We start from the raw sequence: 17,201 nt of genomic DNA, 5'->3' as shown, positions 1-17,201 counted from the left end.
AATACCGCATCCGTGTCGTCTGCCCGGCGTCGCAACAACCTGCAAAAAGAAGGCAGTGGGCAGTGGACCGCACGGACTACGGCTCGCCGATGTTCAGGCAGTGAAGACCGTGGCAAGGACTCTTTCGTCTACTCGTCACACCATCGGACGCGCACCGGGCCCACTCACCGAGTCACGAAACGGCGCCCTGAGAGGAGCGGTCACCGTGGGGTATCCACATCGGACAGGAGCCCCTGGAGCCGCTTCATGACGTCCACCTGGGCTGGATTGTAGAGATCGCTGATGGCTTTGCCGATGGTGCGGGCGGTGTGCTGTCGGCCGCGCGGGGCGTCTGAAGCAAGGTCGCTGAGCCCGGGATGGCGAGCCCGGAGACCTCGGACGTAAGGCACGAGACGCTCGGCGAGACTCTGGCGGGTCGGTTCGTCTGCATCGGCGGGGAGCTCGTTGAGTTCGCGTGCCACCGGCTGCGGCTCCTGATGGAGCAAGTCGGCATAGGCGTCCATCCCTCTGGGCCCGAGGACCGTGCCGAGGACGGTGACGAATGAGCGGTCCGCGTCAGGAAGCTCGGCGGTCTTGTCCACGGAGGCGAAGCGGAGGGGAAGATCGCTCGCGGCGCGTCCGCGCAGGAGGGCGCCCACCTCCGCGCGGGCGTGCAGCAGGCGTTCGATGGTGGCGGCCAGCTCAGCGTCGAGAGCCCGCAGATCACGCGGATCGGGGTCCGAATCCGGGTAGTCGTCCATGTCCGCGATCTGGGAGAGGGAGAAGCCCAGAGCGGTGAGGCGCTTGATCCGGAGGAGCCGGACGAGGTGGCTGACGCCGTACTGCTTGTATCCGTTGGAGCGGCGCTCCGGCTCGTCGAGCAGACCGATGTCGTGGTAATGCCGTACGGCCCTGAGGCTGACGCCGGCCAGCTCCGCCATCTCCCGGGTGCTCCACGCCATGATCGACTTCTCCCCCACCGTCCGGTGCTGCCGACGCGGTCACGTCGTGCGACCCATTGAAAACCATGACGCAACGGTGGCCCGGCACAGGGGAGAGCGTGAGAGGGTTCGGTCCGCACACTCTCCGTGATGTACCGGGACCATCGAGGTTCAGAGAAGACCAGTGGCGGCGAGTGCCGGAGGGAAATACGGCACCCACTGGAGCCCCTCCCCGGATCAACGGGCAGCCGCACGAACCGTACGGCGGAAGCAGAGGCCTTCCCCCTCTGCCGACAGGACGTTCATGGTCCGCCCGCGCGACATCATCGCCGGGCCCCCGGACATGCTCATGGCCGCGCTGGTCATCTCTGTCCCAGTCGAGGACTCCGCGGCTGTCGAGGTGCTCGTCGAGCAGGTTGCCCCCGACCGGCCCGGTCCACACAAGGGACAAGGGGCATACATCAATCCGCTCTCGCGCCCCCGCCCTTCGGGAGAGACCGGTGCAGAGGGGTGCTTGGTCCGGTTCACGGCCGAGTCGGCCCGACGGGTGTTGCGGGACCGGCGGAGAGAACGTGGTCGACGGCGTCAACTCGTGTGTCGACAAAGCAGTTGACGCTGCTCTCCTCCACGGCACCCACCCCGCCGACAGTACCGTTTGCAAGACGGACACGCCCGCAACCACCCGCCCTCTTGTCCCTGCGAAGCGTTGAGTCACAGCCGGCCGTCACCCGCGCACGCACGGCATGACCGTAGAGCAGCGGATGGGCTTGCTCGCGGGCTGACTGATATTCAAGGCCACAGCTAAAGGGCCGCCCGCGATTCCCGCCGGGTGTGCGACGCTACGGCACCTCGTCGCTTTGCCGGAGCGTCCCCATACATCCAGCATGGGGACGCTCCTTCGCCTTGCCGTGCACCGCGCCTGGACGCCACGCGCTTGATCCACCGGGAGTCGCGGGACAGTCCTCAGGAATCCCATTCAAGGCCCCGCTCGCGCTTGATTCTGCACCGGCTCGGTGAACTGATGCGCTGCAAAAATGGGCAGAGAGTAAGTCCACCTTTCTCAACCGAGGCAGCCTCAGCCATGTAATCCACCGTGGCCGACGGCGCAGGTCAGAGAAGGCGGGAGGAAAACACGCGCCTTGCCCTCGTCGCCGCCCTGCTCACAGCACACCACCGCCTGGCCAGTCCAGGGGGAGATCGCCCCGTCAACAGCGACTCCGATTGCGCCAACGGCCTCTCCCACCAGTGCTACCGCACGTCCAGCACACCTTTCCCTGGCATCGACTCCAGCCTCCGCACCACCGCGACCCCCCGGCCCACCCCGGTGTGGGGGACAGGCCTAGCGGCACAACCAGGCTCCGCCGGGAGCCCGGCACGAGAACGGTCATAGCTGCGGGTCCTGTGCATCCCGCACGTCCTGTCGGGACGCCCCCCAGGCGCGAGGCGGCGCCGGTTACGCCTCTGTCACGACGGTGATCTCGGCGCGCACCATGCAATAGATCCCGAAATGTCCATTCCCCAGGGCATACAGAACTATGCCGTAACGTCACCAGTTTCACGGCTCGAACCGGAGGTAGGAGAACCGCTGAAAGGCACATCAGGGGCGAAGGCGTAGCGGTTACTCCCCGAGAGATGAGCGAACGCCAAAATCGTCCATCTAATCCTTGACAGGGATTCAAGGAAGGGAGGGTGCGACCGATGATCCTTTACCCTGCGCGCATTTCAATATCTTATCGGCGGTAGAAACTATTGCTCACTTCGGCCAGCACCAAGGGGAGTTCTGAATGCCCACGACTCTCGCTCAGAAGTTGTATCTACTCTGCTACACCGTCAAGAAGGAGAAGTTCCAGCTCGACAACATTCAGGGGCGCGGCCAGCTGCTGCGGGCCGGGGCGATGACCGAGTTGGCCCGCGAGGGTCTGCTGGACGCGACCGGGGGGAAGGTTCGGCGGCTTCCCGGTAATCCGCCGAAGGATCCGTTCACGGCCTCGGTCTGGTACGACCTGCCCGAGGACAAGTCCAAGGGCTGGCTGAAGTTCCTGCACAACAAGGCGCACACAGCCGAAACTCCGGTCCGCGACCAGCTGCTCGCCTCCGGGGATGTAGCCATCGAACGGCAGAAGAAGCTGGGGGTCGTGTCCACCAACAGGGTCACCGTGGTGCACCCGGACCTGGTGCACGCCCTGCAGGACCGGGTGCGCGCGATGGTGCTCGACGGCGCTGGCGCCGACGGCCTGACGGACGAACTGGCGATGGCCGTCCTGGCGGTCGAGCTGGAGCTCACCTCCGTGTGGAGCAAGGAAGACCGCCGCATCCACAAGTCCGCCCTGAAGGCGCAAGCGGCGCGGTTCGACGCGTTCGTCCCCGGACTGCGCAAGGCGCTGCGCGACTCCTATCTCGCGAGCCGGGCCGTTGGAGGCGGCTGGAGCGCCTGAACCGCACCACGACCGCGACGAGAGATACCCGAGAGACGCTGCAAGCGCAGCACGTGACCAGGAGTGATCGATGACCCGACTCGAAGGCGAGCACGCCCCCTCCCCAACTCACGACCGGGGCAACGCAAGCCCACCGCCCCCCGCCCCGGGTTCGCCCATGCTCGAGTCCATGGGCGGCACCGCGGGCTTCGTCTACTCGACCGTCCCGGTCGTGGTGTTCGTGATCGCACTCGCCTTGCTGTCGACGAAGGCAGCCGTGATCGCGGCGGTAGCAACCGGTGCGGTACTCACCGTGGCCCGGCTGGTGCGCGGGGAACGTCTTCTCGCCGCCTCGGGCAGCCTGACCGGCGTTCTGGTCGCGGCAGGAATCGTCGCGCTCACCGGCTCCGCCAAGGACTTCTTCCTGCTGGGCATCTGGGTGGCCTTCGCAGGATTCCTCGCCACCTTCGGTTCGGTCCTCCTTCGTCGCCCCCTGACCGGTGTGGCGTGGAACCTCCTGCACGGGGGCGCGCACGCCTGGCGCAGGGACCGTCAGGTTCTGCGGGCACACGACATAGCCACGCTCGCAGTGGCGAGCGTCCTCGGCGCCCGGTTCGTGGTGAAGCAGTGGCTCTACGTGCACGACGCCACGGGCTGGCTCGCCTTCGCGAAGATCGCCATGGGCACCCCCCTCACCGTGGTCGCCGCGCTGGGTGTCGCCTGGGCCTTCCGTGCAACGTCCAAACGTCTGGTGGACAGCCGGCCGGGCCCGACCACCGCTCAGCAAGAGGCCGAACTCCCCCCTCGTCAGGATGCGTCCAGGTAGCGAGCAGTCACATCACCTCAGCGAGGAAGGGGTCTCATGTCGGTCGGCCACACGCAAACGGAGCCGGTGAGGGAACTCGGAGCCTTCGAGCGGACCATCGATCTCTACATGCGCCGAAACCCTGTCCAGTTCTCCCTGGTCGCCGAGATCGACCGCAAGGTCTCCGAGCAGACGCTGGCGCGGGCGCTGCAGAAGGTGCAGGCACAGCACCCGCTGCTCCGCGTCTCGGTCGACCGCCGAGCCCCCCAGGCCCGGTACCGCTGGGCAGAGGGCCCGGTCAGGATCGAAACCGCCGCCGAGGGAACGCCCTGGCAGGCGGTCGTCGCCGGTGAACAGACACGCCCCATCGCGCCGGAGCCCGGCCCGCTCATGCGGACCGTACTGATTCCCGCGGAAACCGGCAGCGACATCGTGCTGACCTTCGCTCACCAGATCACCGACGGCACCGGTGGCATGCGGGTGGTGGCGGACCTCGTCGCCGCCCTCGACGGCGACGATGAGTGCGGCCGGTCGACCCCGGGGCAGGATGTGCCACCCTCCCAAGAGGCCCTCCTGCAGGCCCTCGACGCGGCATCGCCTCCCGTAGGACCGCCCCAGGATGAGCTGGTGAACTCGCCCGGCGAGCTGACCCGGTTCTCGGGACGGGCACCGCACGTCTCCGCTTTGGCCCTGCAACGCGGTCTGACCGCACGGCTGGTGGCCCGCTGCCGCGCGGAGGGCGTGTCCGTGCACGCCGCCCTGTGCGCTGCCGCCGGCACGGTCCTCCACCGCGCGGGCCGCACCCGGGTGACGGTGCTGAGCCCCGTCGACCTGCGCCGTGCCGCGGGTCTGCCCGACGCCGTCGCTAACCGCTTTGCGGGAGCGCGGACAGTCAGCGAGGCATCCCAGGCCGAAGATTTCTGGAAACTGGCCCAGCACCATCACCAGGCTCTGGAGCACCAGCGGACACCCGGGTTGCTCAAGGCCGGTGCGCAGGCGCTGGCCCAGCAGCCGCCGACCACCCCCGAGGAGGCCGAGGCGATGATGACCGCTGTCACCGCCGCCGACATCCAGATCACCAATCTCGGGTTGGTCGAGGCGCCTGCACACGGTCGCGCCCGTCTCACCGCTCTGTGGGGGCCGGCGCAGACCACCCAACTGACCGGTGAGCACGTCCTGGGTGTCGCCACCTGCGGGGGACGCCTACGCATGACGGAGCTGACCCACGACCCCCTCGCCGTTCTGCTGCCCGACATGGCCACCGTCCTCGCCCAGCAGTGCACCGAACCCGACGCGCCCTCCTCCTGATGTGTTCAGGGCACCGAGCACCGTCCCCGACACACCGCCGGTTCGCAACGCCCTCGCCGAACCGGCAGAGCGCTGCCGAACCGACCCGGCCACCGCATCCACACCGCTCCCTCGACAGCCGCAACCGATGAGTGACACACAGGAGTGACCGTGCAGTCCCCTACCGACGCCGATGCCCGCGAAACGGTCAGCACCGCCTTCCTGGCTGAGCTGAAGTCCCAGATTCCGGCAGGCCGTGTGCTTACCGGCGGACCGGAGTACACGCGAGCCGTTGCGTTGTTCAACGCAGCGGTCGATGTCCGTCCTTCGGTCGTCGTGCGGTGCGCGAGCACCGCTGACGTGCAGGCGGGAGTACGCGCTTCTCGCACCCATGGAGTGCCGCTCTCCGTGCGTGGCGGGGGCCACGACTTCTGGGGCCGGGCGTTCCGTCCCGGTGGGCTGGTTCTCGATCTGACCGACATGAGGGACGTGCAGGTCGACGTCGACCACCGTTACGCGACGGTGGGCGGCGGGGCTCTCTCCTCCGACGTCGTCTCGGCCGCCGAGCGGGCGGGCCTGACCGCCGTCACCGGAACGGCGGGCTCCGTCGGCATGGTCGGCCTCACGCTCGGCGGCGGGTACGGCCCCCTCCTGGGCCAATTCGGCCTGGCAGCCGACAACCTGCTCGGCGCCGAGATCGTCCTGGCCGACGGTTCACGAGTGAACACCGACGCCGAACACCACCCGGACCTCTTCTGGGCGTTGCGCGGCGGCGGCGGCAACTTCGGCGTCGTGACCTCGGCACGGATCCGCCTACACGCCGTACCGACCGTGATCTCGGGAACCATCCTGTACCCGATCGACCACAGCGCCGGCCTTCTGGACGACCTCGGTGGGATCCTTCAGGACAGTCCCGACGAGCTGACGGTAGACGTGGGGTTCCTTCCCGGCCCGGACGGCAAGCCGACGGTGTACGTCGCGCCGACCTGGTCGGGGGATCCGGAAGTGGGGAACGCCGAGAACGGGCCGGTACGCACCCTGGCCAGACTCGGTACACCCGTGCTCGCGGAGGTCGGACCGGTCGCCCGTTCCGCAACGCTGGCAGCGACGGACGCCATGTTCCCACCCGGACGCATGGGCGCGATCCGCACACGGACCGTCCAGAGCGTCACGGGCTCCATCGCAACCCTCCTGGACCGAGCCGCCCGGGAGTTCACCTCACCGTTCTCCGCGATCGTGTGGCACCAGTTCCACGGTGCAGCCACCCGTCCACCTCTCGGCTCCACAGCTTTCGGCCGACGCGAACCACACCTCATGGTCGAGCTGATCTCCATGTGGGAGAACGGCGAGGACAAGGAGCACACGGGCAGTGGCGACGGCAGGTCCTCGCACCTGCGCTGGCTGGAAGAGACTCACGCAGCCCTGGAACCGTTTGCCCTGCCGGGCGGCTATGTGAACTTCCTGGGGCCGGAGACTCCCGACCAGGTAGCGAACTCCTACGGGCCGAACACCGAACGCCTGCTCGCCGTGAAGTCCGCAGTCGACCCGGACTCCGTATTCACCGCTACACCACTCCCCTCGGACACCGTCGACAGCGGATTCCCGCGCGCGTGAGGTGAAGGAGACATCGGCGCCCCTGGTCAACGGCAGCGACGTCTCCCCTCCTCCTGCTGATCGACGCCCGAGCCCGCTGACGCCCCGGAAGGGCATCGCGGCCGCTGTGCCTCGTTCCCTTCCGGGGCTGCGCGCGGCGTACGGCCGGAGCACGACAAGCCGTCGCAAGCAGAACAGTTGCGTCGGAAGGGGCGCGTCGCTCGACCAAGCGGGTAAGCCGTGTCCTGCGCTGGGACAGCTTGTCTGTCGCGCCCGCCCGGAAAGTCGTGTCGCCGGGCACGTACCCGCGGGCACCCCGGCGAGGGCGGACCTCTTTCATAGTGGTCCGCCCTCGTTCTTTCTACTGGCCCGCAGCTGCTTGCGCGTTCCTCAGGGCATTGCGGTCTGGCGACCGAAGGGCTGAACTGCACCAGAACAGCAGGTCAGAGCCTTGCCGGAGCTCACAGGCGACAGCGGCGCTGGCCGGCAGCCTCCGCCGCGGCAGCAGGACCACCACGCCCACCGCCTCGTACACCATGAGCGATACCCAGGCCGGCACGGAGGTGTCCACGTACGGCTGCGACAACAGCGCCGGCACAAGCGTCAATACGACCAGCCCGGCATCGGCACCCACCGGGGCCACCTGCCGTCCCTCACTCTCATCCGTCCGACACTACGACCTCGCACACAGGCCCTCATCACTCCAATGAGCCACTTCGCGTCACCTCGCAGAACCCACCGAGCAGCGACGACGCCGAAAGCCAGTTCCGAACGTTCACGGCCGTCCGGTGGTCAATCCCGCTAAGGACCGCCCACCTGCCGACAGGCATCCACCACGACGCCGAGGACCTGTGCGCCACTCGCCCGGTGAGCCGCGAGGAGGCTGCCCAACTGGCGCAACTCGCACGTGGGCCGAGTCGCCGCCAAAAGACCCTCCCCGTGCGGAAGATCGGATCCTATCCGTCGCCAAACCCGGTCGACAGCCTGAGTGCTGGATCTTGACGGCGCCGATCCGGGCGATGCGCGGCACGTGAATGACCTTGGGAACCCACCCCATCCCGCGAGCCTCGCCATAATCGACGTAGTAATGAAAAAAATCTACACTGTGTAGACTTTTGCTGGAGGGAGCGATCCGGCTCCTCGCAAGACTTGCTGGAGGAACAGTGCAGAAGCAGAACTGGCTCATCACCGGCGTGAGCACGGGCCTGGGGCGCGCTTTCGCGCAAGCCGCCCTGGCTGCCGGGCACACCGTGGTCGGCACCGTCCGCTCCGAGAAAGACCTGCGGGCCTTCGAGGAACTCAGGCCCGGGCACGCTCACGGCCGCATCCTCGACGTGACGGACGGTGACGCCGTCCTTGACGTGGTTACGGAGGTCGAGCGCAGCGTCGGTTCCCTGGACGTCGTCGTCGCCAACGCCGGATACGGCCTGGAAGGAACCTTCGAGGAAACCCCGCTGGCCGAGGTGCGGCGGCAGTTCGAGGTCAACGTGTTCGGGGCCGTGGCCACCCTGCAGGCGGCGCTGCCCCACATGCGCGCACGTCGCCGCGGACACCTGATGGCCGTCACTTCCATGGGCGGGCTCATGGCCGTGCCCGGCATGTCCGCCTACTGCGGCAGCAAGTTCGCCCTGGAAGGCATCCTCGAGGCCCTGGGCAAGGAAGTCGCGCAGTTCGGCATCCACGTGACAGCGATCGAGCCCGGGTCCTTCCGCACCGACTGGGCCGGACGGTCCATGACACGCGCCGCGCGGACCATCGACGACTACAACGAGCTGTTCGCCCCCATCCGCGAAGCGCGGCAGAAGGCCAGCGGCAACCAGCTGGGCAATCCGGCCAAGGCGGGGGACGCCCTCGTCCACATCGCTTCGCTCGAGCGCCCGCCGGCCCACCTCGTCTTGGGCTCCGACGCGCTGCGACTGGTCACCGCCGCGCGCATGGCCGTGGACGAGGACATCCGCGCGTGGGAGACGCTCTCGCGTACGACCGACTTCGCCGAGGGCGCTCAGCTGTGATGCCCAGCCGACCTCCCGCGCGCGGCCGTCGTACCAACGAGCGCAAGGGGGATGTCCGGGAGCGGGCCATCCTCGACACCTGCGAGGCCCTGCTGGCGCACAAGGGATACGACGCCATGACCGTCGGCGACGTGGCCCAGGGCGCCGGCATCACACGTGGTGCCCTGTACTTCTACTTCGGCTCCAAGCAAGAAGTGGTCACGGCACTCGTCGCCCGGACCGTAGAGCACCTGTGGGAACGGTCCCGGGCCACCGCGCAGACGGACGAGCCACGCCAGGCCATCGCGGCGGCCATGCAGCGCACGGTCGAGCTGTGGAACGAGCACGGCCTGGTCATGCGCACGGCGATCGACCTGTCGCTCACCGTGCCGGAGATCGGCGAGCTGTGGAAGCACACTGCTGACCTGTTCATCGCGGCCATCACCGCTGTCCTGGAGCGGGCCGGCATTCAGGCCGGCACCCGACCAGACCAAGCCTCAGCAATGGCACGTGCCCTGTGCTGGATGATCGAGCGGACCTTTTACCACGCCTCACAGGAATCCCGCGAGAACCTTCAGGAGGCGTCGGAGACATGCGAACACATCTGGTTGATCAGCGCCGGTCTGATCACCTGAGGTCCTGACACCGGCTGGTGAGTACGTGCCGAGCAACCGACGCCCGAGTGGAGGACGCGCCGCGCGGTCCGCTCCGGAGCAGAGGGCACGATCAACGTGTTCGCCCACACACACGGCATGCGGCGTTGCCGCTACCGGGAAAAGGGAAAGGCACGCATTCAGCACGCGCTAGCCTCCATCTTTCCTGACGGTCCGCCGACGGAGTCGGTGGACCGTTTTCATGCCGTGGGCTGAGCCTGCGCAGGCCGAAGACTTGAGGGAATTGGCTGGTCAGCCAGGGCCGGGCCGCTGGGTGAGCCGGTCGAGAGCTGCGGTGATGTGACCGGGCCAAGGCCGGGCCAGGCGGAGGATCCGCCGACGGCCGGTGGTCACGAGCTGTCCGGCCGCGGTGAACAAGCGGAGCCGCAGTCGGCGGGGCTCCCAGAGTCTGGCCTTGCCCGTCAGCGCGAGCATCGACATCCAGGCCAGCAGGTCGAGAGCGATCTGCACGATCTCCAGCCAGATCCGGTTCTGGTCCATGCGATGCAGAGGCAGGTTGCGCAGGCCGTCATGAAGGACTCCCTGCGGACTCGGGTGCGGGCGTGGATGCGGTTTTCGGTTTCCGGGGCCGATGGCTCATGGTGAGGATGGCGTCCATCAGCCGGGCCGGCAGGAATCGGGTGAGGGGGATGATGAAGGCGGCGTCCGTGCCGAGGGTGTACCGGGCGCGCGCACGGGGCGTGGTCGCGACCCTGGCGATCTTGGCCCCCGCCTTCGCCGCCGGTAGGGCGCGTTCGAGGAAGGCTGTGTTGGACGCCACCGTCGCGTTGATGAGGTGGCTGTAGAGATGCTGGTGTTCGGCGCTCATCGCGGCGGCGAGTTCGAGGGAGAGGTCACCGCTGCGGGCGGCCATCTCGGTCCGGACACCGCCGGGCTGGACGACGACCACCTGCACGCCGTGCGCCGAGACCTCGCGGCGCAGGGAGTCGCTGGCCGCTTCGAGGGCGAACTTGGTTCCCGCGTACGCCCCGAAGACGGGCAGTGCGGCCACTCCGCCCACCGAGCTGATGTTGACGATTCTGCCCCGGCTCCGCCGCAGGAAGGGCAGGAGCTCCTGGATGACGGCGATGTGTCCGAAGAGATTCACCTCGAACTGCTCGCGCCACAGAGCGAGGGGGAGCACCTCGACGGGGGCGTTGATCTCGATCCCCGCGTTGTTGACCAGGACGCGCAGGGCGCGCCGCTCGGGGTCGTCGGCGATCCGCCGGGCCAAGGCCCCGATGTGTTCCGGGACGGTGATGTCCAGGGTGACCGGTTCGATGCCGTCGGCCCGGACTGCGTCCGCCTCGCTGTCGGTGCGTACCCCGGCGAGAACGTGGTAGCCCATCGAGGCGAGGGCACGGGCCGTCGCCGCTCCGATGCCCGACGAGGCGCCGGAGACGACGGCGAGCTCGTCGGCCTTCCGAGGGTTCTTCCGCTGGTCTTTCCGCGAGTCTCCGGGTGGACGGATCACAGGGGTGGGTCCTTTCACGAGGCGGGGGTCGCGAGCGCGTCCAGGGGGAAGCGCGTGCCGGTCAGGTCCTCCGACACCTCCCACAGCCGCCGTGCCGCCGAGCCGTCACGCGCTCGGGCGGACCGTCCGACCAGCGTCGGTGCGCCGCGCACGCCCCAGAGCCGGCCGGGGCCGGCATAGCTGTCGCCCGGAAGGTCCGCGGTGGCGGCGTACAGGGTGGGCAGGGCGCCCTCCTCGGCACTTTGGGCGACGAGCCCGACCAGGAACTTCTCGACGCGAAAGCCGAGGGAGGGCTTCCTCTCCGCTCTCATGAGGCTCGTCGAGGAGATGCCGGGATGCGCGGCCGTGGAGATGACGGGTGACCCCGCGCGGGTGAGTCTGCGCTGGAGTTCGGCGGCGAACAGGAGGTTGGCCAGCTTGGACTGCGCATAGGCGGCGTTGGGACGGTAGGGCCTGCGCTGCCACTGGAGGTCGGTGAAGTCCAGGGTGCCGATCCGGTGCCCGAGGGAGGCCACCGTGACGACCCTCTCCCTGATACGCGGGAGGAGCAGGTTCGTCAGGGCGAAGTGGCCCAGGTGGTTGGTCCCGAACTGCAACTCGAATCCGTCCGCGGTCCGGGAGAGCGGCCCCAGGGAGAGACCCGCATTGTTGACCAGCAGATCGACCTGACCGGGGAGGCCGCGGGCGAAGGCCCGCACGGAGGAGAGGTCGGCGAGATCGAGGGTGCGGACCTGGACCGGGCCCGCCATGGTCGCCGCCGCCGCGTCCCCCTTCTCCGGATCGCGTACGGCCAGGACCACCCGCGCTCCACGCTCGGCGAGGGCACGGGCCGTGACGAGCCCGATCCCGCTGTTCGAGCCGGTGACGACGGCGGTGCGGCCGGTCAGGTCGGGCAGGTCGGCGAGAGAGAATCTGGACATACCGCGAGAGTAGGCATTGCCAACATTGTTGTCAATGAAAACATCTGGTTGGGTAGGCTGCTCCCATGCCTGACACCACCGAGCGGCGGCCCTACCACCACGGGAATCTCCGCACGGACCTGCTCGTCGCGGCCGAGCGCAGCCTGAGGACGCATGGGGCCGAGCAGCTCTCCCTGCGAGACCTGGCACGGGACGTCGGCGTGAGTCACGCGGCGCCTCGACGTCACTTCGCGGACCGCCGCGCGCTGCTCGACGCCCTCGCCGAGTCGGGCTTCATGCGCCTGGGCGCGGAGCTGCGGGCCGCGGTGGACGAGATCGGCGACGAGAGTGACCTGCCTGCCCGTCTGCACGCGTTCGCGTCGGCCTACGTTCGGTTCGCGACCGACAATGCCGCGCTGACCGGGCTGATGAACTCCAGCAAGCACCGCCCGGGGGCGACCGCGGTCGCCGAGGCCGCCGCAGGCGCGTTCGGCCAGATCAGCGACCTGATCGACGAGGGTCAGGAGCGCGGCGAGCTGGAGGGGGACGACCCGGAGGAGATCGGACTCATCCTCTACGCAACCGTCCTGGGGATCACCACCATGCTCAACAGCGGCATGATCGAGCCCGCGCGGCTCGAAGGCCTCGTGTGCACCGCGGTGACACAGTTCCTGCGAGGCGCCCGCCCGGCGGAGCCGCGCTGACCGACATGGACTCCTGACCTTGCTCGACGGCCGGGTGCAGCCTGGTGGTGAATCCGCCGCGCAAGCGTCCCAGTCGGTGATCGCGAGGCGCGCTCCCGCTAAAACACCGCCGGGCGGTTCGCTCTGCACGGCACACGGTCGGCCTGCGCCATCGGCGGAACAGATCGCAGAACCGGCCCCACGGACCGTACTCGACCGTGGTTCGGGAAACAGTCCACCGGAACGACCCGCCGGGGCCGGTGGCCCGCATCAGGCCCGCCCGCAAGTCGCTCGGGCGTCCGCGGTTCGTTCATGCCGAGGCCAGCGCCTCTGTCGGGGGGAGCCGGGCCGCACGGACCGAGGGATAGACCCCGGCCACCATGCCGACCGCCACGGCACCGAGGCAGCCGGCTACGACCGAGGGCAGGGGGATGACGGACGGCCAGCCCTGACAGGTCGCGTAGCCGACGGCGGCGAGCACGCCGAGCGCTGTCCCGGCGAGGGCGCCGAGCAGCGAAAGCGCCACCGACTCGGTGAAGAACTGAACCCGTACATGACCCCGGGTCGCACCCAGCGCTCGACGGAGCCCGATCTCGCTGCGGCGCTCCAGAACCGAGATGACCATGGTGTTCGCCACGCCTATCCCGCCGACCAGCAGGGCGACACCGGCCAGCCCGAGGAAGAGCGAGGAGAAGGAGTCCTGCGTTGCGCGCTTGGCGGCCAGGGCATCGGACGGCCGACTGACCTGAACCTGTCCCGGCTGGTGCGGGAACACGGTGGCGGGCAGTACCTTCCGTACGTCTTCGAGGTGTTCCTCCCCCGCTTTGATGTAGATCACCGTGGGGTTCCCTTTGAACCGCAGTGTCTTCTTGGCGGCGGTCCATCCCGTCAGTACGGCGACGTCGAGCTCTTCGGCCAGGGGTACGGAGCGGAGGATACCGACGACGGTGAACCATGATCTGCCGATCCGTATCTCCGGAGCCGGCTCGTCCGCGGGGATCTCCCCGATACCGAGACGGCTGGCCGCCTGGTAACCCAGGACCGCGGTGGGGAACTGTTCGTCAGCCTTGCTGAAGAACCTTCCCGACAGCACCGTGCCTCCCACGACGTCCAGGAGATCCCGCCGGGCAGCCAGAACGCTCAGTCCCGCGCTGGAGAAGTCCTCCCCGGAGGTGAGATCGGAACGCTGCACCTCTGTATTGGTGTTGGCCACCGCGCTCACCCCGGTGACCGGCCCGATACGGCGCGCCATGGCGACCGACTCCTCGGGCAGCGGGATCGGCTTGGACTCTCCGGGGACCGGCTGTACCCGGAGCATGTTGGAGCCCAATGCCGATATTTCTTCGATCAACGCCCGGTGGCTGGAGGCCGGGATCGCCGTCACTATCACCATCGTGGCAACACCGATGGAGATGCCGAGCGCGGACAGCATGGCGCGCATCTTGCGGGTCCGCAGGCCGAGCATGCCCAGACTCAGCAGATCAGGAAAGGCCAGCCGCACGGGCTTGACGCTGCTCGTGGCGGACCTGCGTGAGCGCGGGGACGGGGCACTTGAGCGCTGGGTGGAGAACGTTTCGGAGCGGGGGCGCCTGGAGCGGGAGTGTTTGGAGCGGGTGGCTGTCATGTGAGGCTCTCGGTCAGTGCGGTGTCCGCGACTTTGCGCCCGTCGCGCATATGGATCCTGCGCGGCAGTTGGTCGGCGATGTCCCGGTCGTGGGTGATGAGCGCGATCGTGGTGCCTGCCGCGTTGAGTTCGGTCAACAGGGCGAGCGCCGCCTCGCCGTTCGCCGTGTCGAGCGCACCGGTCGGCTCGTCGGCGAGGACGAGGGCCGGCTCGTGCACGACTGCGCGGGCTATGGCAACCCGCTGGCGCTCTCCCCCGGAGAGCTGGTGCGGGAGATGGTCGGCGCGGTGCGCGAGACCGACACGGGCCAGGGCTTCTACGGCCATCCTCTTGCGGTACTTGCGCGGCACGCCGGCATACAGCAGACCGGTCGCCACGTTCTCCGTCGCCGTGAGTCCGTCCGTCAGATGGAAATGCTGGAAGACGAAGCCCAGGCGGCGCCCGCGCAGGGCGGACAGTTCGCGGTCGGAGAGCTCCGCCACGTCACAGCCCTCGATGATCACACTGCCCCCGGTCGGCGGGGCCAGTGTGCCCATGATGTTGAGCAGGGTGGACTTGCCCGAGCCGGAAGGGCCGAGGATCGCCAGCAACTCGCCCTGTGCGACGGACAGGGATACACAGTCGAGGGCTCGTACCTCGGGCGGGTAGACAACGCTCGCCTCCAGAACGCTGATGACCTCGGTCATGCGGTGGCTTCCACCTTCATGCCCTCGGCGATGTCCTCGCCGCTGATCTCGACCAGTCCCCGGGCGAACATGCCCGTGTCCACCGGAACGAGCCGTCCCCCGGCGGAACGCCCCTCAGCGGAACGGCCTTCGGCCAGACGCACCGCGTAGCCTCCCTCGCGCAGAGCGAGCAGCGCCCCGACCGGGACGGCGAGTACGCCCTTCTTGGCCTCGCCCTCGAACCTCACCTGCACGGGAGCGGCGTCGATACCTTTAACGGCTTCGGCATCGTCGACCGAGACGGTGACATTGATCTTGGTTACTCCCGCACCGCTCTCTCCTTCCTGGTCTGCCTTGATGGTCGTACCGATCGTGGCGACCTCGCCCGCGGTTTCGGTCCCGTCCGGAAGCAGCACGGTGACCTTCTGACCCGCCTTGACGGTCCCGAGGTCGAGCGTCTCCACCGGAATGCGCACGGACTTGGTGGTGGCGGAGACCGACAGCAAGTCGTTCGCCGCCGCGTCCCCCGTCTGGGCGGAAACCTCCGAGACACGGACCGCTGAGCGTGTCACCACCACATCGGAGCTCTCCAGAACCCCGGTCGGCTCGATATCGACGGACTTCTGCCAGCGCTTGATCGCGGACATCAGGCCCTCGGTGAGCACACCGTCGCCCTCCTTGACCGTGATCTGCCGGGCGGGCACGGGCGACTGGCCCTCCCCCGTCTGGTCTTCGGCCGGGCTGCCGGCTCCGGTCTCCCGGTCGGCATCGTCGCCCTGAGCCGACGGGGGCGGGCCGGAGCTCGGCTCGGCGGTCTCCTGATCCGTTCCGGCCGCTGCCGAAGGACCGGCGTCCGCCGACGTCTGCTGATCCACTGGTGCCCGCTGCTGGACGACGGTGCCCGGAGCCGGCTGTTGCCCGATGTCGTAACCGACGGCCTTCAGGTTGTCGGCCACGACCCGTATGTCACGGCCGACACTGCCCGGAGTGTCGAGCCTGCGGTACAGGGGGGTACTGCCGTAGAAGACCACGGTGGGACGCTCGTCGACGCGATACAGCTGCTCACCGCGTGCGACGGTCGCACCCTGTTTCGGAAGCCAGGTCACCACCCCTTCGCCGACACCCCGGATGGTGCGTACGGAGTCGTAGCCGAGCGTGCCCTCCATCTCCCTGACCCCGGACATATCCGTCTTGGCCACCGCAACCCGCCGGATCTTCGGACCAGCCTCGGGCCCGGGGGTCTTTCCATCACCGCCCGCCCACAGCAACCCGGCTCCCGCTCCTGCCGCCAGGAGCACGGCGACGATACTGAGAACTGCCGCCTTCTTCCGGCCGCGTGCCGTCGGCCCAGGGAGGTCCGCCTCATTGTTACGGACCTCCTCGCTTTCCTCTTGAACGGCCACGCGCAGCGGCATCGTCTCGGCAGGATCGCGGTCACTATTCACTGAACGCCTCGATCATGCATTCCTGGCTGATCTGATCAGCGTTTCTGGGCGGCGTCGTGCCCGCTTTGAAGTTCCAACCCTCACCATCAGGAAGGGGATCCACTTTGAGCCCCTTCTTATTCATGCAACCGATCCAATCAGCATAGTCACTCATGTAATTGGGGTTCTTTTTCGGGTCCGTCTCCGGGGGCTGAAGAGGCTTCTTCCCCAGGCATTTCTTCTCCGCCTCAGGATGGTCTACTGCCATGTTCCCGTTAGGCCATGCCAGAAGTTCAGGGTCACCCCCATCCAATTTTGACCCCATCTTTCCCACCTTCACCCCATGCTCCTTCAAGCACCGAAAATATCCTTGACTCATCCGCACCTCTTCGACCGCCGAAGTGTCCATCCGGAGCTGAGGACGACCGGCCTCTGGATCATCTACCTTCGCGTCCGCGCCATCCCCACTCCCCGATTCCGCCTTCCCTGCTGCTCCGGTGGACCGATCGACGGAATCGACACCTGGTTCGTCGTTCCCACCGGAGCCGGAGCCGGAGCAACCCGCAAGCAGCATCACCGCCATCACAGCGCCCGAAATAATCCAGAGCTTTTCCCACGAAAGGCGCAACGAACGGAAGCCGGTACCGCCCATAACTGTTCTCATGCAGCACAGCCTGGCATGGCATTGTCAGGAAAATATTAACGCTCGCGTGCGAGCCGGCCCTTAGCACGCAATTGTCAAGAAGTTGTCAGGGAAACGATCTGCTGC

14 protein-coding genes and 2 pseudogenes are annotated in these 17,201 nt (G+C 67.9%); 8 read left to right on the top strand and 8 right to left on the bottom strand.

Annotated features, from left to right (window positions below):
* Positions 1-200: 200 nt before the first annotated feature.
* The gene (locus tag OIE75_RS20720; protein ID WP_329471761.1) at positions 201-941 is read right to left on the bottom strand and encodes a MerR family transcriptional regulator; all 741 of its coding nucleotides are present in this window, start codon (positions 939-941) and stop codon (positions 201-203) included.
* Between the two features lie 1,763 nt (positions 942-2,704).
* On the opposite strand from OIE75_RS20720, the gene OIE75_RS20715 reads away from it, so the two are divergent.
* The 7 genes and pseudogenes from OIE75_RS20715 to OIE75_RS20685 all read left to right on the top strand — a co-directional run.
* Positions 2,705-3,355 (top strand): GOLPH3/VPS74 family protein, encoded by a 651-nt coding sequence (locus OIE75_RS20715; protein ID WP_307014106.1) that lies wholly within the window; start codon positions 2,705-2,707, stop codon positions 3,353-3,355.
* Positions 3,356-3,425: 70 nt separating this feature from the next.
* Positions 3,426-4,160, top strand: coding sequence for a DUF3159 domain-containing protein (locus tag OIE75_RS20710; protein WP_329471760.1), 735 nt, complete (start codon positions 3,426-3,428; stop codon positions 4,158-4,160).
* A 66-nt stretch (positions 4,161-4,226) separates the two neighbouring features.
* Complete coding sequence (locus OIE75_RS20705) at positions 4,227-5,447, top strand: phthiocerol/phthiodiolone dimycocerosyl transferase family protein (RefSeq protein WP_329471759.1); 1,221 nt, start codon at positions 4,227-4,229, stop codon at positions 5,445-5,447.
* 150 nt (positions 5,448-5,597) lie between these two features.
* Positions 5,598-7,040, top strand: coding sequence for an FAD-binding oxidoreductase (locus tag OIE75_RS20700; protein ID WP_329471758.1), 1,443 nt, complete (start codon positions 5,598-5,600; stop codon positions 7,038-7,040).
* 1,142 nt (positions 7,041-8,182) lie between these two features.
* Positions 8,183-9,031: an oxidoreductase gene (locus tag OIE75_RS20695; protein WP_329471757.1), complete on the top strand. Its 849-nt coding sequence runs from the start codon at positions 8,183-8,185 to the stop codon at positions 9,029-9,031.
* Entirely contained in the window at positions 9,031-9,645 is a 615-nt protein-coding gene (locus tag OIE75_RS20690) for a TetR/AcrR family transcriptional regulator (RefSeq protein WP_307014100.1), read from the top strand. The genes OIE75_RS20695 and OIE75_RS20690 overlap by 1 nt, the downstream gene beginning before the upstream one ends.
* A gap of 36 nt (positions 9,646-9,681) precedes the next feature.
* Positions 9,682-9,879 (top strand): annotated as a pseudogene (locus OIE75_RS20685) (transposase); the annotation flags it as partial.
* Between the two features lie 36 nt (positions 9,880-9,915).
* Here OIE75_RS20685 and OIE75_RS20680 read toward each other — a convergent pair.
* The 3 genes and pseudogenes from OIE75_RS20680 to OIE75_RS20670 form a co-directional block, all read right to left on the bottom strand.
* Positions 9,916-10,191: pseudogene (locus OIE75_RS20680) on the bottom strand (transposase); the annotation flags it as partial.
* Position 10,192: 1 nt separating this feature from the next.
* The gene (locus OIE75_RS20675) at positions 10,193-11,137 is read right to left on the bottom strand and encodes an SDR family NAD(P)-dependent oxidoreductase (RefSeq protein WP_329471756.1); all 945 of its coding nucleotides are present in this window, start codon (positions 11,135-11,137) and stop codon (positions 10,193-10,195) included.
* Between the two features lie 14 nt (positions 11,138-11,151).
* Positions 11,152-12,057: an oxidoreductase gene (locus OIE75_RS20670; protein WP_329471755.1), complete on the bottom strand. Its 906-nt coding sequence runs from the start codon at positions 12,055-12,057 to the stop codon at positions 11,152-11,154.
* 65 nt (positions 12,058-12,122) lie between these two features.
* Here OIE75_RS20670 and OIE75_RS20665 point away from each other — a divergent pair, with 65 nt between their 5' ends.
* Positions 12,123-12,740, top strand: a complete 618-nt coding sequence (locus tag OIE75_RS20665) for a TetR/AcrR family transcriptional regulator (protein WP_307014096.1) — start codon at positions 12,123-12,125, stop codon at positions 12,738-12,740.
* A gap of 289 nt (positions 12,741-13,029) precedes the next feature.
* Here the strand turns inward: OIE75_RS20665 and OIE75_RS20660 are convergent, their stop codons facing one another.
* From OIE75_RS20660 to OIE75_RS20645, 4 genes are all read right to left on the bottom strand, one after another.
* Positions 13,030-14,220 (bottom strand): ABC transporter permease, encoded by a 1,191-nt coding sequence (locus OIE75_RS20660; protein WP_443078380.1) that lies wholly within the window; start codon positions 14,218-14,220, stop codon positions 13,030-13,032.
* Between the two features lie 119 nt (positions 14,221-14,339).
* Positions 14,340-15,029, bottom strand: coding sequence for an ABC transporter ATP-binding protein (locus OIE75_RS20655; protein WP_307014095.1), 690 nt, complete (start codon positions 15,027-15,029; stop codon positions 14,340-14,342).
* Positions 15,026-16,423, bottom strand: a complete 1,398-nt coding sequence (locus tag OIE75_RS20650; protein ID WP_329471754.1) for a peptidoglycan-binding protein — start codon at positions 16,421-16,423, stop codon at positions 15,026-15,028. Before OIE75_RS20650 ends, OIE75_RS20655 begins: the two co-directional genes overlap by 4 nt.
* Positions 16,424-16,445: 22 nt before the next feature.
* Entirely contained in the window at positions 16,446-17,096 is a 651-nt protein-coding gene (locus OIE75_RS20645) for a hypothetical protein (protein ID WP_329471753.1), read from the bottom strand.
* Positions 17,097-17,201 lie beyond the last annotated feature (105 nt).

This window comes from Streptomyces sp. NBC_01723 (assembly GCF_036246005.1).
GTDB lineage: Bacteria > Actinomycetota > Actinomycetes > Streptomycetales > Streptomycetaceae > Streptomyces.
The sequence above is the reverse complement of the archived record's forward strand: the minus strand, read 5'-3'. Positions and strand labels throughout refer to the sequence as shown.

Excerpts from the sequence above, each read along its gene's own strand:
- OIE75_RS20720 (WP_329471761.1), bottom strand. The coding sequence starts at position 941 with ATGGCGTGGAGCACCCGGGAGATGGCGGAGCTGGCCGGCGTCAGCCTC.
- OIE75_RS20715 (WP_307014106.1), top strand. The coding sequence starts at position 2,705 with ATGCCCACGACTCTCGCTCAGAAGTTGTATCTACTCTGCTACACCGTC.
- OIE75_RS20710 (WP_329471760.1), top strand. The coding sequence starts at position 3,426 with ATGACCCGACTCGAAGGCGAGCACGCCCCCTCCCCAACTCACGACCGG.
- OIE75_RS20690 (WP_307014100.1), top strand. The coding sequence starts at position 9,031 with ATGCCCAGCCGACCTCCCGCGCGCGGCCGTCGTACCAACGAGCGCAAG.
- OIE75_RS20670 (WP_329471755.1), bottom strand. The coding sequence starts at position 12,057 with ATGTCCAGATTCTCTCTCGCCGACCTGCCCGACCTGACCGGCCGCACC.
- OIE75_RS20665 (WP_307014096.1), top strand. The coding sequence starts at position 12,123 with ATGCCTGACACCACCGAGCGGCGGCCCTACCACCACGGGAATCTCCGC.
- OIE75_RS20655 (WP_307014095.1), bottom strand. The coding sequence starts at position 15,029 with ATGACCGAGGTCATCAGCGTTCTGGAGGCGAGCGTTGTCTACCCGCCC.
- OIE75_RS20650 (WP_329471754.1), bottom strand. The coding sequence starts at position 16,423 with ATGCCGCTGCGCGTGGCCGTTCAAGAGGAAAGCGAGGAGGTCCGTAAC.
- OIE75_RS20645 (WP_329471753.1), bottom strand. The coding sequence starts at position 17,096 with ATGAGAACAGTTATGGGCGGTACCGGCTTCCGTTCGTTGCGCCTTTCG.